This window comes from Micromonospora sp. NPDC005161 (assembly GCF_053599855.1).
Map to the genome: position 1 here is coordinate 1 of NZ_JBSFYQ010000020.1, position 13688 is coordinate 13688.

Sequence of the window (13688 nt, forward strand, 5' to 3'; positions counted from 1 at the left end):
ACCCCCCCCCCCCCCCCCCCCGCGGGGGGCGCCCCCCCCCCCCCCCCCGCGCCACAGCAAATCAGTGACTGGCTGGTCCGCCTGAGCCCGTCGCCTGGACCGGCGCCACCGCGTTCCCTCCGGCTGCCGATTCCTCCGCTGCCGATTCCTCTGCCGTCGGTGCCTCCTCCGTCGGCTCCTCGGTCGGTGCCGCCGTCGTGGCGCCCGTGGGGACCGCCGTCGGTTCCTGCGGGGCGCTTTCGGAGGTGGTGGGGCCGGGTGATCCCTGGCTGCTGTCGCCTGAGGGCGTGGACCGGCCCGTCGTGCCCTCGGCTGCTGAACGGGTGGTCGTCGGGGTCGCGGACGCGGGCGCGCGAACCGGCAGACCGGCGGAACCGCGGGTGGCCGGTTCGCCGCCACCGACGCCAGGGCCAGGCTTGTCCTGCCCGGGTGGCACCGACGTCGGCACCGCGGGGGGTCCCGACGGTCGCCCAGCCGGGCCCGGCATCATCCCGGTGGGATCAGCCAGCACCAGGACGGCAGCGGCGGCGGCCAACGATCCGATAAGCACCGCGAGCGTGGTACGTCCGGGACGGACACCCCGGCTCGACGCGCCGCCGAGGGCCAACCGCCGGGTGTTCGGGTGCTCGGTCCGCGGCCCGGTCGCGGTCGCCCAGGTGGCGGCCCTCAGTTGCGGGTCGGACGAGTCCGCGAGCGCCTGCGCCGCGGTGGCCAGGGCCGCCGCCGTCGGGAACCGGCGGGTGGGCTCCTTGGCCATCGCGGTGGCCACCAGCTGCCGTACCTGCGCCGGGACGCTCTCGGGCAGCGGCGGTGGTTCCTCTTCGAGGTGGCGCAGCGCCACCGCGACGGCGTTGTCGCCCTGGTACGGGGGTTCACCGGCGAGGCAGTGGTGGACGACAGCGCCCAGCGCGTAGATGTCGATCGCCGGTGTGCTCTCGTTCCTGGACACCTGCTCGGGCGCCATGTACAGGGCGGTGCCGACGACCTGGTTCACCCCGGTCAGGCTCGCCGCCTCCGGCATGACGGCAACGCCGAAGTCGACGAGCACGACGTGCCCGTCCGGCTCGATGATCAGATTGTTGGGCTTGACGTCCCGGTGGACGATGCCGGCGTCGTGCGCGGCCTGCAGGGCTCGGGCGGTCTGCGCGGCGATTGACATCGCCTCGGCCGCGCCCAGATGGCCGACCTCGGCGATCCGCTCCGACAGGGACTGTCCCTGCACACATTCCATCACGATGTAGGCGAGGACCGGCTCTCCGGGCCGGGACATCTCGCCGTAGTCGTAGACCTGGGCGACACCCGGGTGACGCAGGGCCGCCATGGCGCGTGCCTCGCGGCGGAACCGCTCGCCGAAGCCGGCGTCGGCGACCAGGCGGGGGTGCAGCATCTTGACGGCCACGCAGCGGTCCAGGGTCTCGTCAACCGCCCGCCACACGTCGCCCATTCCGCCGCTGGCGATGCTCTCGACCAGGCGGTAACGGTCTCCGACGACTTGCCCCACACTCGGTATGATGCTTTCGGTACCCCGGACTCATCGTTCTCAAGCACCGCGCCGCCGCCCGGTCGCCCGACCTCCGATATCGGGTTGTCGCCGCCATACGCCTCGACGATGATGGCCACGACCCGCATCCCAGCCGACGGAACCCACCATGGATCTCGCCCAACGTCGTGAGCTAGCCCGCAGGGCGCTCGATGGCTACGCGAGTGGCCCTGACGCCACAACCCGGGCGATGACCAGCGCCCGGGCGAAGGTGGGCGACGCTGTGGCCCTGGTCCTGGTCGAGGGTCTCAGCGACCAGATCGCGCTCGAGACGGCCGCGACCGGCGGCGGCCGGGATCTCGAAGCGGAGCGCGTCGTGATCGTGCCGATCGGCGGGGCACACGCGATCGGCCGCTTCCTGACCGAGCTGGGCCCGCTGACCACTCAGGTGCGTCTCGCCGGCCTGTACGACGTGCGTGAGGAGGAAGTCTTCCGGCGCGCACTGGTCGCCGCCCAGATCGGCTCGCCCCACACTCGCGCCGACATGGAACGCCTCGGGTTTCACGTCTGCGTCAACGACCTCGAAGAGGAACTGATCCGGGCCGTGGGCGCCGCAGAGGTGGAAGCCCTGTTCGACTCGCAGGGCGATCTGGGTTCGTTCCGCTCGCTGCAGAACCAACCCGCCTGGCGCGGCCAGGAACCCGAGCGGCAGATGTGGCGGTTCCTCCGCAGCGGCGCGCGTCGCAATCTGCGCTACGCACGACTGCTCGCCGAGGCGGCAATCGGCCGGGGTGCGCTGCCTCGGCCACTCGCCGCGCTGCTCGAGGCGGCGAGGACCGACAGGGCTGTGGCGTGACAGAGGGATGGGATCGGCGATGGACGGCCCGACCCGGGTTGCGCCGGCCGCCGATCCGACGACCCGTCGATGCCCGCCGGCGCGCACGTCAGACGGTGATGACGACTTTCGCCCGCGCGTGTTCACCTTCGAGGTATCGCATGGCCTGGGGCACCTCGTGCAGCGGATAGGTGCGGTCGATGACCGGGGTGAGGCGGCCGGTCTCGGCGTGCGCGCGGAGCGTGTCGAGGTGCTGCCGGCTGGGTGCCGCCGTGAGGATGACGATGCGGTGTCGGACGAAGGGTGCCAGCAGCCGCCCCCGCGCGATGAGCTTGACCGGTCCGATGAGGCTCCCGCCGCGGTACACGCCGCCGCCGGAGAGCACCAGCGTCCCGGTCGGGGTCAGCACCCGCCGGAGCGCGGTGAGTGAGCGGTTGCCGACCAGGTCGAACACGACGTCGTAGCGGCGGATGTCGCGGGTGAAGTCGTCCTGGGTGTAGTCGACGACGTGGTCGGCGCCGAGGGAGCGGACCAGGTCGACGTTGCGGGTGCTGCACACACCGGTCACGGTCGCTCCGAGCGTCTTGGCCAGTTGGACGGCCATGGTGCCGACGCCGCCGGAGGCCCCGTTGATGAGAACGCGGTGGCCCGACTCGACCTGCCCGACACCGCTCAGGCCCATGAGCGCGGTGATGCCGGCCAGTGGCAGGGCGGCCGCCTGCTGCGGCGTCAGGTTCGCCGGCTGCGGCGCGACAAGGGTCTCGGGTACGCACACGTACTCGGCGAACGCGCCGTTGGCGTCACCGAGGTCGCCGAAGACGGCGTCACCCGGGCGCACCTGTCGAACATGCTTGCCGACGGCCTCAACCCGGCCGGCGAAGTCGCGGCCGCGGATGCGTGCTCGGGGCCTTGATCGGCCCATGGCCAGCCGCGCCATCCGGGGGTCACCACGCATGGCATGCCAGTCGTACGCGTTGAGCGCGGCGGCCTCCACCCGCACGAGCACTTCGTCGGGAGCAGGCACCGGCGCGTCCACCTCCGCGAGCGTGAGCGTCTCCGGCGGGCCGTAGCGGTCTTGAACGATCGCCTTCATCTTTCTCCCCTTCCCCGGGTGTACGGCGTACACCCTTAGAAACAAGGTAGGTGTACGCCGTACACCTGTCAAGAGGATTATGGTTCAAGCGGCCGCCGAACGATGAGGAGCGAGATGGCTGAGCAGGCTGAGACGCTGCGCCGGACGCCGCTGAGCAGGGACCGGGTCCTGCACGCCGCCGTCGCGCTAGCCGACGGGGCCGGGATCGAATCCCTCAGCATGCGCAACCTCGCTCAGGAACTGGGCGTCGTGCCGATGGCCCTCTACAAGCACGTGGCCAACAAAGACGAACTGCTCGACGGCATGATCGACGTCGTCGTCGGCGAGATCGCCCCGCCCGTGCCCGACGCCGACTGGAAGCTCACGGTCCGCCAGCGCATCCTCTCGGCGCGGCAGGTGCTGCAGCGCCACCCCTGGGCGCCGCTCGCGATCGAGTCGCGGAACATGGCGACGCCGGCCATCCTGTCCTACCTCGACTCGATGATCGGAACGTTCCGGGCCGGCGGGTTCTCCGTGGACCTCGCGCACCACGTCATGCACGCGATGGGCAGCCGGATCCTGGGCTTCAGCCAGGAGCTGTTCGACGCCGCCCGGCGCGCCGGCCGGTCCGGCACGACCACCCCGGAGCCACCGGCGGCCCTACCCCCGGAGATCGCGGCCAGATTCCCACACGTCGCGGAGATCGCCATGGCGGCGTCCCACGACGACGCGTCCGTCCTCGGGCAGGGCTGTGACGACCAGTTCGAGTTCGAGTTCGCGCTCGACCTGCTCCTCGACGGCATCGAACGGCTGCAACAGCAAGGCTGGGCATCGCCACGCCGGCCTCGCTGAGCCGTCGGCCAGTGGTGACGGTCCTGCCACCCGGACCATTCAGCCCACCCCTGCCGCGCCCACTCCCCCAATCGAGCCGGCGGCCGACCCGTGCACGCACGGTACGGTCGGCGGTCGAGTTGCTAGCGTTCGGCGCTTGTGCGATGAGGAACGGACGGCGGCCGGGGAGAACGCGTTCGGCCTGGCCGCGTTCGGCCCGGCGAGTGAGATCTGCGCCGACGTATGGATCCCCGGTTTCGCGGGCGCGCCCGCGGACGCCCGACCACGCACCGGCGACGGGCACCGGACCGTGCGCGGCGGCACCGCCGACCTCTACCCGTGGCAGGGCTGCGACGAGTGGCTATTGCTGCTTTCCGGCACCGGTACGAGCACGCCCAGTTCACCTCGGTCCGTCCGGTCGCACCGCTGCCAGCCCGTTAGGGTCTGTCGAAGTCGGCGACAGCCCGTGATCTCGTCCGCCGCCTGCGGATCGTCAGATGTCCGCCCGGTCGTCGCTGACGATGATGGCGATCTTGCCGCGGCGGGAGCCTTCGCCTGCGGCGGTATGCGCGGCGGCAGCCTGATCGAGGGTGAACACGGCCTCGATCGGCATCCGGAAGCGGCCCTCAACGAACAGTGCCGCCGCCTCGGCAAGGCCGTGGCGTCCGTCGGGTTCGCCTCCGAGCTGTCCGGTCGAGATGCGGACGTTGTGCCGGGCCGCGCCGAAGTCGGCGAGGGTCACCACCTTCTCGGGTGTCCCGGTGATCTCGATCAGTTCCGGGAGCGAGCCCGCCCCGGCGATGTCGAGAGCGCGGTCGACCCTGGTCACGCCGAGTGCGGGGATGCGGTGCGCAAGTCCCGGGCCGTACGTGGTCGGGGTGGCGCCCAACTCGGTGATGAAGGCGTGGTTGTCGGACCGTCCGGTCCCGATGACGTGCGCGCCGCGTGCGGCGGCGAGTTGCACGGCGACACTGCCGACACCGCCGGCGGCACCGTCGACGACGATGGTCATTCCGTCCCGCAGGTCGAGGAGGTCGAGGGCCCGGGTGGCGGTTTCGATGCTCGATCCTGCGGCTCCGGCCTGTGCCCACGGCATCGAGGCAGGCTTGTGCGCCCAGAGCCGCAGTACCGCGAATTCGGCGTGGGCGCCGCCGAGCCGGGCGACGTTCACCGTGCCGAACACGTCGTCGCCCACGCCGACACCCGTGACACCCGGTCCGACCGCGTCGACGACTCCGGCCGCGTCGACGCCCGGAATGTGCGGTAGCGACAATCGTGTGCTCATCGGGGTGGCCCCGGACCGGAGGCCGAGATCGACCGGCGAGAGTCCGCCCGCTCTGACCCGCACGCGGATCTCGCCAGCGCCGGGGTGAGGCATGTCGGCGCTACCCACCTGGAGAACCTCGGGGCCGCCAAACTGATGGAACTGAAGTGCGAACACCGCTTCCTTCCCTGGCCGGAGGGTCCGGCTCCGCAGTACCGTAACGACGAAACGGAGCAGGTGTTCCAGATGCGGTCGAAGTGAGAGAGCAGGGACAACGGATGTCTCGGATCGAGCGCTCGGACGCTCGGGCCAACCGCGAACGCGTCGTGACCGCGGCGCGCGAAGCGTTCGCCGAGGGTGGGCTCGAGGTACCCGTCCGGGAGGTGGCTCGCCGTTCGTCGGTTGGCATCGCGACCGTCTACCGGCATTTCCCGACCCGGGCGGACCTCATCACGGCGGTGCTCTCCGAGCGGGTCGCCGTGTGCGGTGCCGAGATGCGTCAGGCGCTGGCAGACCCGGACCCGTGGCGGGCGCTCTCCGGCACGATTCTGCGGTTCGCGGACCGACAGGTACAGGACCGAGGGCTCAACGAGGCGCTGCTCGGATCACACGAAGCCGGGCTCGCGTTCAGACGGGAACGGAAAGAGCATTCAGCAGCCTTCGAAACGCTCGTCGGACGGGCACACGCCGCGGGAGTTCTCCGCGAAGGTGTCACGGTCGACGACGTCCGGGCTGGCCTCCTGGCGATCGCGTCCTTCCGGGCTCTGCCGCCGGAGAGAAGCGCAGTGTTGATTCGACGGCTGGGCAGACTGGTGCTAGCGGGGCTGCGCGCTCCGAACTGACACCTGCGCTGCGTCGCGTGGCGCGGGTGACGTGAGGAACGGACGTCCGCTCGTCCGCCCGGAAACCTCATTCCTCGTCGGGTCCGGCAGCCTCGACGATCGAGACGGGAGTGCCAAGTTCGACGGTACGGGAGACGGTGCACAACCGTTCGTGCGACTGCTGCAGCGACCGGGGCAGCGCCTCGCGGGCCCTGTCGCCGTCCGCGCCCACCGGGAACGTCACGGTGAACTCGACCCTGAGGTTCTGCATCCGGTTTCCGCCGGCCTCGTCCCGGATCTTGTCACCCGTGACGTCGACGGAGAACCGGGTCGGCTCGGCGCGGCGGCTGGTGATGTGGTCCACGTCCACCGCGGTGCAGCCGCCGATGGCAGCCAGCAGCAGTTCCACCGGCGTGAAGCTGGCGTCCTCGCCCGTGCCCAACGACAGCGAACCGCCGCGGATGTTCCGGGCGACATAGTTCCCCAGACCGGTGCGCTCGATCTCCACCGAGCGGAAAGTGTCGTCACTCATGACAGGAAACTACCCGAGCCTCCTGGTCCCCCGAGCCACCGGCCTGCGCTGGGAAGGAGTCAGACGTCGGCTTCGAGGGCGAAGGTGTTGCCGTCCGGGTCCTGGAACCACGCGATACGTCCACCGCCGGCCCGAGCGGTGATCCCCTTGGCGTCGTGTGCGAACTGGTCGTAGCGCGTGAACTCGACGCCGGCCGAGGTGAGCTCGTCAACGATCTGGTCGATGTCGTCGACGTACCACGTCGCGAGTGTCGCGGAGGTCTTCCCGGCAGTGACCGACTGGTACACGTTCAGCGCCGGCCCGCCACCAGATCCATAGACACGGCTGCCGTCGGCGATGGTGGCACTGGGGCCGGACCGCAGCGCCTGGAGGCCCAGTTTGCCTTCGTAGAAGGCGACCGCCTTTCGTATGTCGGACACGGCGACCGAAGCTCTGAGGTGGTACCTGTTCACGGGCATGAGCCACCTTCCCACACCCGCGGAGCCTGACCGATGGTCAGCCGCCCATGCCCAGCTGGGGATACAGGGCGTCGGGGGCGTCGGGGGCGCCTCGCGGCCGCGTGACGTCGATGGCCGCGCCGAAGTCGCTGTAGCGAAGGGACGCGTTCGGCATCCCGCTGGCGGCTGGGATCAGGAAACTGACCAGCCGACCCTCGGTGTCCAGCGTTGCGCGGAACGCGTGGCTGCGCGCGCTGTCGGGAAACGTGCCACCAGGGCCGGGGTTGAAGTTGATCCCGTTGCCGGCGCCGATCCGGGTCACGTCGATCGTCCCGGTGATGTGCGAGCCGTCTGCTCGTGCGGTGACGATCGCGTTGATGAGGCGGGCCGAGCCGCCGGGGTCGTTCTTGCCTGGGGCGAAGCTCAGGGCGAAGGCTGACGGCACCCGGGCCGGGTCGAGGGTCATCCATTCGTGGCCGACACCCGGCAGGTCCACGTCGGTCTTCATGTAGACGTCGTTGTCGATCATCCGGATCTCGGTGATCCGGCCGAACGTCGAGAGCGTGGCGTCGGCGCGCTTGTTGACGTTGTCGGCGTGCAGCAGTGACGTGACCTGACTCGCGATGTCGACGTCGACGCGAAAGCTCGTGTGATCGATGAACTTCGTACCTGCCCGCAGCAGGTCGATCGCCTTGGCCGTCGTGGCGGCCTCAACGTTGACGGTCGGCACCGGGGCGGGTTCGCTTCCCGTCCGCGCGCCAGCCGAGCAACCCAGAAGAAGCAGTGTTCCCGCGAGAATGCCGGCCATCGCGGCTCGACGTGTCATAACCACACATGGTATGCGGCTGTCGCAGTGCAACGGCATTTGTCGATCAATACACCTGGTCCTGCACCGTCGGGTCGGCCTCGTTCAGCCGTCGATGTCGACGGTGACCTTGCCGTCGCTGGCGCCGTCGGCGACCAGCCGGTGCGCATCCATGACCGTCACGGGAACGCTAGTTGACTGAATTGCCGCCCGGGCAGCTTCCGCTGCGGCGGAGCCTGCGCTTCCCTGCCGGTGCGTTCACCCGTGCTCAGGCGACTTTCAGGCTGAAGGCGCCGACCTGGTTGCCGCGCTGCACGTAGTGCGGCAGGTAGAGCTTCCACGTGACCGTCAGCTCCCGCCCCGGGTGCATGGAGGCCGGCACCTCGGCGACCATTTCGAACACGGCGGTGCCGCCGGCGGGGATCTGGGTCAGCGGACGGCAGTTCAGCCGGTACAGCTGGGACGTGTTCACGGCCTCATTCGTCGCATCGCCGAGGGAGAAGCGTTCCATCAGATAGCCCGGACAAGGGTCCAGCGCGAGCGGGCCACCGGTCGGGTTGCCGAGTGTCACGCGGAAGGTGAGCCGCGACCCGGCCGCGGCGGCTGGCGGCCCCGCGACAGTGACGGTGAGCTGGTCGAGTGGCGAGGATGGGGGCCTCGACGCCGCGACCGGCTCGGTGAACCCGCTCGCGTACAGCGTCGCCCGCGCGTTGGGATTGACCCCCTCGCCCCGCTGGCAGCCGGGGCGGTCGTCCGCGGTGATGGGTGCGTGTAACGTGCCGCCGCCGTCCGGCACCTGGATCGCAAGCTCCAGCGTCCCGTCAGTCGGCTGGCAGAACGGCCCGGACCAGTCCAGGCGCAGGCTGGCGTGGCCACCGGCAGGCACGGCGACGACCCGGGCCCGAGCCTCGCCGTTGATGCCGTGCTCGTAGAGCATGGGAATTTCACGGCCGTCAGCGAGCATGGTGGTGGGCACTTCACCCTGCAACGTGCACTCGACCGTCGACGAGTTCTGCACGTCCACCTCTCCGATGAGCTTGCCGATGGCGGCATCCCTGCCGCGGGGTGTCTCACCGCCGTTTCCGGGCCGCGTCCAGCGGACGAGTCGGCCGGACAGCTGCTGCGCCCGGCACGGCTTGCTTGCGGCTGCCGGGACCCGTGCTCCGGCCGGGCGCCCGTTGAGGTCCTCCGCCGTGATCTTCAGGTCAGCCCACGGGACGCTGCCGTCGGCGAGCAGCGAGGTGGGCGCTGGCTCTGCGGCCGACCGGTCCGGACGACCCGGCTGGGCATTCGGCCCGGCGCAGGCCACGGCAACAGCGAGCACGATCAGCAGCTGCGGTAGCAGTCGACGCATGACCACCACCCTCGCATGACGGGACGGCACGGCGCCTAGGTAGCCGTGCTCAGAGACAGAGTCATACGCCCCGTGCAGGTCACGAGCTCGCCGGCCGGGCGGGCGTACACCGCCAACATGGTCAGAGACCATTCATCCCACCCCGTCCCAATGCGAGGGAGGCCCGACGCACTAGCATTGCCGCGGTCCGGGACGGCTCTGCTGAAACGAGGCGAAATGCGGTGGCTGCGGCGGTTGCTGGGCGGCGGGCGGGTCCAGCTTGATCCCGAGCGGCAGCAGGCGCTGCTACGGGACGTCCAGTACCGGTACGGCGCCCACGCGCAGATCCGGTTTCCCGAGCAGGTCGAAGCGGTCACCGCACTGCTGAAGGGCGACGACGGCTTGGTGGTGGCAGCCCGGATCGTGAGCCAGGTCGCCGACGAGGCCCATGCGGACCTGCAGGCCCAGGCCCACGACATACACCGCCGGACGGGCCGGCGACTCCTGGTGCACCGCCGGAACTCCCGGCCGCTGTGGAAGGAGGCCGGCCCGGCCCTGCGGTGGCCACTGTTCGCGTTGCCGTGCGGCTTCCACCCGTACGCGCAGGTGGCCGCCGCGGTCGCCGTCGTCGGCGACCAAGCGGGGCGGCTCGACCGGGTGACCGACCCGAACCCACTCGTGACCCGCGTGTTCGAGGTGCTCGACCTCACCACCGCCGGTTGGGAGTACGGGCGGGTGCGGGTGGACACCGACGCCGCCGCCCTGGCCGATCGACTGATCTCGACCGCCGGGCAGGTCCTCGCAACCATGGACGACCCTCCCCGGCTGCCACCTCCGGTCCGTGAGCTGATGCGCCGCAACAACACCCTCGACGTTCATGACCCGACCGGCCCTCGGGTGGTAGGTGCGATCAACCTGGGTGCGAAGATGCGAGAGCGGCTCCTGGTCTGACCTCCGCTTCCCAGAAGGGGCCAAGGCGGAGCACCGCCGATCAGCTGAATCGTGCCGTGAATTGGTCCAACTCGCTGACCTCGTCAGACATTGTTGAGCACTAATCTGGGCCGGTGCAGGACCAGCGGCCGGTGGAGCCAACGTTCCGCGGAGCGTCCCGCCGCCTGCTCGTGGATGGGCTGGTCGGACACTTCGACGACGCCTCCCGTTGCCCCAGGCCTGGTGTGCGGGCCGCTACCTGGTGGCTCGCCGTGCGTACACCTCGATTTCGATCTTCATCCGAGGGTCGGCGAGGCCGCACACGAGCATCGTGGCGGCTGGCCGGACCTCGCCGAAGGCGCGACGCAAGGTCGGCCAGCAGGGCTCGAAGTCGGCCCGTTCGGGCAGCAGATAGCGCACCCGGACCACATCGGCGAAGGTGCACTTCGCCTCGGTCAGCGCGGCATCGATGTTGCGCAGGCACTGCTCGGCCTGCTCCACCACGTCGTCGGAAATCGTCATGGTGGCGTAGTCGAAGCCGGTCGTCCCGGACACATGCACCCAGTCGCCATCGACCACGGCGCGGGCATAGCCGATCTGCTCCTCGAACGTCGAGCCGCTGAGGATGGAACGTCGCTCTGTCATGCGCCGAACACTAGGTGACCGGCACAGGGGGGCGAGGCAGCTGCGCCCCGGGGCAGCACACGACCGTACCCCTCGGCGCGCATCCGAGATGGTTCCTATAGTCACCCGGTGACCGTGGAGCAGGTACGGGCGAGCCATGGCCCCGTCCGGAACGTTGGTGCTGGGCTTCTTCGACTGTGACGAGGTCGCGGCCTTCGACCACAAGGTCGTGACCGCCTATCGCTGGCCCGTCGACGAGCTCTCGGAGCGACTGACGCGCGCCGGCTTCACCGAAGTTAAGCGCCTGCAACGGCCCGCCGACGGCACTCATCGGCCGCACGCCGCCATCGCTGCCATCGCCACCGAAGGCTGGGCCGAGCGGATCGCCTCGAATTACTCCACGCGTTGCCTACCGCAGCCACCGCAGCGCGGCATCGGCAGTGTCCTCAGGGCTGCTGTTGAAGGCGATCGCCGCCCGGGGCGCGTGCTGCCGAACAAGGTTGACCACCTTCTCGAAGAACTCGAGCAGAGGCTCATGCTTGCGGATACCGCCCCCCACCACCACGCAGGCGTAGTCCTTCTCGGTCAGGGCCTCAACGATCGCTCCCTCGGCGTTCTCGTCGGGTACCACCAGGCACATGTCGGCCTCGATGCCATGATCAGCGAAACGGGCCTGGCCGCGCGCGATCGCCGCTACGACCGGTTCGGGATCCCAGCCAGGAATCCGGACGGGATCGAGACCGATCACCAACACTCGCCCCGGTGCCATGCATGCTCCTTCTTCGTCCACCCGATGCTGCCACAGATGGTGCCAGGCGTGCTCGGTCCCCGGCCGCCGCAGCCGACACCAGTGCCGGCGGCAGGGACCGAGCGCGCGACCTTCAGCGGTGGCAGCGCCACACCAGCGGCCGGTACACCTGGTTCTCGTAGACCGCGCCGACCACGGTCAGACCGTCGTCGCTGATCCCATTGGCCGTGTACGTGCCCGCCTCGGTCGCCCGGACCTCGGGCCGACCCGGCAACCGGCGGGACGTGCCGTCCGGGGCGACGACCAGCGGTGCGCCGTCGCCGACCAGCAGGTCGCCGTTGCCGGCGATGCCGGCCGCCCCGGGGAACGGCAGCAGGCTCACCGCCCCGGTCGTGAGATTCCAACGTACCGGCAGCATCTGCACGGCGCCGCCCTGCTGCCCGCCCGGAACCATGCCGATCGCCCATTCGCCGTGCGCCGAGTCGACCGAGGCGCGCGGGTAGCCGTCGGGCACCGCGAGCGCCGCCCCGCGGCCCTGCGGCGTCCACCGGTAGGGCAGTTGGCCCATCGCGCCAACGACAGTGCCGTCCTCGGTGATGCCGGTCGCGGTGGATCCCGGCTGTCCGACGAGTCGGTACTCCTGCGGGCGGTCCACCGACCAGAGCACGGCGTGGTGCGAGTCGCCGGCTCCGCTGGCGGTGCCGGCGATGTCGCCCCGGCCGTTGACCGCGTGCACGAGGACCGCGTGGTAGCCGGGCGGGGTGGCCAGGAAGCGCAGCTTTCCATCCCGGTAGACCCAACCGGTGCCGTCGCCGTTGGTGCCGACCACGACGCCGTCAGCGTTGACCGCGGCCGCGTGCCGCGCCTTGGCCGGCAGGACGCCAGCCTGGCCGTCGGTCCACCGGACGACCCGCCCGTCCTCCTGCCCGGTGCCGATGTCGCCGACGATGTACCGGCCGGTCGGGTCGACGCCGTTCGCCACCGCGACCGAACCGTCGATCGGCTGCGGCAACCACGACGCCTCGCAGGTGACCGGTGAGACCGGAGCGGTCGACCTGGTCCCGGCCGGTGAGTCTGCGAGGGCCGGCGTGGTCGGAGCCGGCCCACCGGCGGCGCCGGTGAGCTGGACCGCGCCGACGACGCCGAGCCCGGCCAGCACCGATACCGCGGCGATCCCGCCGACGCGGCGGCGCTGGCGGCGACGCCGGCCGTCGCGGATGGCGCGGCCGACGTCAACCCTCGGCTCGGGAACCGGCGCCGATCGCAGCAGTTCGGCGATTCGTTGGTCGTCCAACGTGGTCATCTCGCGTTCCTCCCGGACATCTCGGTGACGCCGAGCACCTGGCGGACCGCTGCCAGCGCCCGAGCCGTCTGCGACTTCACGTTGCCTTCGGAGCAGCCCATCGCGGCGGCTGTGTCCGCCAGCGACAGGTCGCGCAGGAACCGCAGGACCAGCACGGTGCGCTGGCCCCGGGGGAGGTGGGCGAGCGCGGCGACGAGGCTGTCCCGCTCGGCCAGCTCGTCCTGCGGGGTGACCGGCGGGCGCTCTGGAGCTGGCACCGACCCCAGCAGCCGGATCTTCGCCCAGCCCAACCGCTTCTCGTCGACGAGCTTGTGGACCAGCATCCGGTGCACGTACGCGTCGACGTTGTCGGCCCGGCTCACCCGCCGCCAGTTCACGTACAACGCCGTGATCGTCTGCTGTACCACGTCGTCGGCCAGATGCGCGTCGCCGCACATCAGAAACGCGGTCCGATGCAGGCTCGGCAGTCGCGCTGACACGTACTCCACGAACTCATGCTCGGCATCCACCATCGAGGCTCCCTCCTCCGCAAGCTCGACGGGTCCGGGCGACCACCAGGTTGCGTCCACGCCGAAGTTCGAACCACGATCAGCCCTCGGTGGCGGTCGGGAAACCACGTCGGTCAGGTTTCGTCCCCTGGCGGCGGTCGCAGATTGCGGGCGGGCTCGACAGT

Annotated in this window: 15 protein-coding genes and 2 pseudogenes; 6 read left to right on the forward strand and 11 right to left on the reverse strand. The window is 70.5% G+C overall.

Features of this window, described 5'->3' with window-relative positions:
• Nucleotides 1-61: 61 nt before the first annotated feature.
• Nucleotides 62-1501, reverse strand: a complete 1440-nt coding sequence (locus ACWD5O_RS19785; RefSeq protein WP_450086148.1) for a protein kinase domain-containing protein — start codon at nucleotides 1499-1501, stop codon at nucleotides 62-64.
• A 229-nt stretch (nucleotides 1502-1730) separates the two neighbouring features.
• Between ACWD5O_RS19785 and ACWD5O_RS19790 the strand changes: the two genes are divergently transcribed.
• The gene (locus ACWD5O_RS19790) at nucleotides 1731-2336 is read left to right on the forward strand and encodes a TOPRIM nucleotidyl transferase/hydrolase domain-containing protein (RefSeq protein WP_450086149.1); all 606 of its coding nucleotides are present in this window, start codon (nucleotides 1731-1733) and stop codon (nucleotides 2334-2336) included.
• A gap of 88 nt (nucleotides 2337-2424) precedes the next feature.
• On the opposite strand, the gene ACWD5O_RS19795 is transcribed toward ACWD5O_RS19790, so the two are convergent.
• Entirely contained in the window at nucleotides 2425-3408 is a 984-nt protein-coding gene (locus ACWD5O_RS19795) for an NAD(P)-dependent alcohol dehydrogenase (RefSeq protein WP_450086150.1), read from the reverse strand.
• A gap of 114 nt (nucleotides 3409-3522) precedes the next feature.
• Here ACWD5O_RS19795 and ACWD5O_RS19800 point away from each other — a divergent pair, with 114 nt between their 5' ends.
• Both ACWD5O_RS19800 and ACWD5O_RS19805 read left to right on the forward strand, forming a co-directional pair.
• Entirely contained in the window at nucleotides 3523-4239 is a 717-nt protein-coding gene (locus ACWD5O_RS19800) for a TetR/AcrR family transcriptional regulator (RefSeq protein WP_450086151.1), read from the forward strand.
• Between the two features lie 142 nt (nucleotides 4240-4381).
• Nucleotides 4382-4659, forward strand: a pseudogene (locus tag ACWD5O_RS19805) (hypothetical protein); the annotation flags it as partial.
• Nucleotides 4660-4711: 52 nt separating this feature from the next.
• Here ACWD5O_RS19805 and ACWD5O_RS19810 read toward each other — a convergent pair.
• On the reverse strand, nucleotides 4712-5659 hold the full coding sequence (locus ACWD5O_RS19810; RefSeq protein WP_354965764.1) for an NADP-dependent oxidoreductase: 948 nt from the start codon (nucleotides 5657-5659) through the stop codon (nucleotides 4712-4714).
• Nucleotides 5660-5760: 101 nt separating this feature from the next.
• On the opposite strand from ACWD5O_RS19810, the gene ACWD5O_RS19815 reads away from it, so the two are divergent.
• A complete protein-coding gene (locus ACWD5O_RS19815; RefSeq protein ID WP_387327592.1) occupies nucleotides 5761-6324 on the forward strand; it encodes a TetR/AcrR family transcriptional regulator in 564 nt (187 codons plus the stop codon).
• A 67-nt stretch (nucleotides 6325-6391) separates the two neighbouring features.
• Here ACWD5O_RS19815 and ACWD5O_RS19820 read toward each other — a convergent pair whose 3' ends face one another.
• From ACWD5O_RS19820 to ACWD5O_RS19835, 4 genes are all read right to left on the reverse strand, one after another.
• On the reverse strand, nucleotides 6392-6835 hold the full coding sequence (locus tag ACWD5O_RS19820; RefSeq protein ID WP_450086152.1) for an OsmC family protein: 444 nt from the start codon (nucleotides 6833-6835) through the stop codon (nucleotides 6392-6394).
• A 59-nt stretch (nucleotides 6836-6894) separates the two neighbouring features.
• A complete protein-coding gene (locus ACWD5O_RS19825) occupies nucleotides 6895-7254 on the reverse strand; it encodes a VOC family protein (RefSeq protein ID WP_450086153.1) in 360 nt (119 codons plus the stop codon).
• A gap of 76 nt (nucleotides 7255-7330) precedes the next feature.
• Complete coding sequence (locus tag ACWD5O_RS19830) at nucleotides 7331-8098, reverse strand: hypothetical protein (protein ID WP_450086154.1); 768 nt, start codon at nucleotides 8096-8098, stop codon at nucleotides 7331-7333.
• 247 nt (nucleotides 8099-8345) lie between these two features.
• Nucleotides 8346-9431, reverse strand: coding sequence for a hypothetical protein (locus tag ACWD5O_RS19835; protein ID WP_450086155.1), 1086 nt, complete (start codon nucleotides 9429-9431; stop codon nucleotides 8346-8348).
• 216 nt (nucleotides 9432-9647) lie between these two features.
• Here ACWD5O_RS19835 and ACWD5O_RS19840 point away from each other — a divergent pair, with 216 nt between their 5' ends.
• A complete protein-coding gene (locus tag ACWD5O_RS19840) occupies nucleotides 9648-10361 on the forward strand; it encodes a hypothetical protein (RefSeq protein ID WP_450086156.1) in 714 nt (237 codons plus the stop codon).
• Between the two features lie 234 nt (nucleotides 10362-10595).
• Here the strand turns inward: ACWD5O_RS19840 and ACWD5O_RS19845 are convergent, their stop codons facing one another.
• Nucleotides 10596-10985, reverse strand: coding sequence for a RidA family protein (locus ACWD5O_RS19845; RefSeq protein WP_450086157.1), 390 nt, complete (start codon nucleotides 10983-10985; stop codon nucleotides 10596-10598).
• A 130-nt stretch (nucleotides 10986-11115) separates the two neighbouring features.
• Between ACWD5O_RS19845 and ACWD5O_RS19850 the strand changes: the two are divergent.
• Nucleotides 11116-11331: pseudogene (locus ACWD5O_RS19850) on the forward strand (SAM-dependent methyltransferase); the annotation flags it as partial.
• A 42-nt stretch (nucleotides 11332-11373) separates the two neighbouring features.
• Here ACWD5O_RS19850 and ACWD5O_RS19855 read toward each other — a convergent pair.
• From ACWD5O_RS19855 to ACWD5O_RS19865, 3 genes are all read right to left on the reverse strand, one after another.
• Complete coding sequence (locus tag ACWD5O_RS19855) at nucleotides 11374-11733, reverse strand: hypothetical protein (RefSeq protein ID WP_450086158.1); 360 nt, start codon at nucleotides 11731-11733, stop codon at nucleotides 11374-11376.
• A gap of 112 nt (nucleotides 11734-11845) precedes the next feature.
• Nucleotides 11846-13015 (reverse strand): hypothetical protein, encoded by a 1170-nt coding sequence (locus ACWD5O_RS19860; RefSeq protein WP_450086159.1) that lies wholly within the window; start codon nucleotides 13013-13015, stop codon nucleotides 11846-11848.
• Complete coding sequence (locus ACWD5O_RS19865; protein ID WP_450086160.1) at nucleotides 13012-13524, reverse strand: SigE family RNA polymerase sigma factor; 513 nt, start codon at nucleotides 13522-13524, stop codon at nucleotides 13012-13014. The genes ACWD5O_RS19860 and ACWD5O_RS19865 overlap by 4 nt, the downstream gene beginning before the upstream one ends.
• Nucleotides 13525-13688: the final 164 nt, after the last annotated feature.

Bases quoted from the DNA above. Each gene is read 5' to 3' on its own strand.
- ACWD5O_RS19790 (WP_450086149.1), top strand. From the start codon at position 1,731: ATGACCAGCGCCCGGGCGAAGGTGGGCGACGCTGTGGCCCTGGTCCTG.
- ACWD5O_RS19795 (WP_450086150.1), bottom strand. From the start codon at position 3,408: ATGAAGGCGATCGTTCAAGACCGCTACGGCCCGCCGGAGACGCTCACG.
- ACWD5O_RS19800 (WP_450086151.1), top strand. From the start codon at position 3,523: ATGGCTGAGCAGGCTGAGACGCTGCGCCGGACGCCGCTGAGCAGGGAC.
- ACWD5O_RS19815 (WP_387327592.1), top strand. From the start codon at position 5,761: ATGTCTCGGATCGAGCGCTCGGACGCTCGGGCCAACCGCGAACGCGTC.
- ACWD5O_RS19820 (WP_450086152.1), bottom strand. From the start codon at position 6,835: ATGAGTGACGACACTTTCCGCTCGGTGGAGATCGAGCGCACCGGTCTG.
- ACWD5O_RS19830 (WP_450086154.1), bottom strand. From the start codon at position 8,098: ATGACACGTCGAGCCGCGATGGCCGGCATTCTCGCGGGAACACTGCTT.
- ACWD5O_RS19835 (WP_450086155.1), bottom strand. From the start codon at position 9,431: ATGCGTCGACTGCTACCGCAGCTGCTGATCGTGCTCGCTGTTGCCGTG.
- ACWD5O_RS19840 (WP_450086156.1), top strand. From the start codon at position 9,648: ATGCGGTGGCTGCGGCGGTTGCTGGGCGGCGGGCGGGTCCAGCTTGAT.
- ACWD5O_RS19845 (WP_450086157.1), bottom strand. From the start codon at position 10,985: ATGACAGAGCGACGTTCCATCCTCAGCGGCTCGACGTTCGAGGAGCAG.
- ACWD5O_RS19855 (WP_450086158.1), bottom strand. From the start codon at position 11,733: ATGGCACCGGGGCGAGTGTTGGTGATCGGTCTCGATCCCGTCCGGATT.
- ACWD5O_RS19860 (WP_450086159.1), bottom strand. From the start codon at position 13,015: ATGACCACGTTGGACGACCAACGAATCGCCGAACTGCTGCGATCGGCG.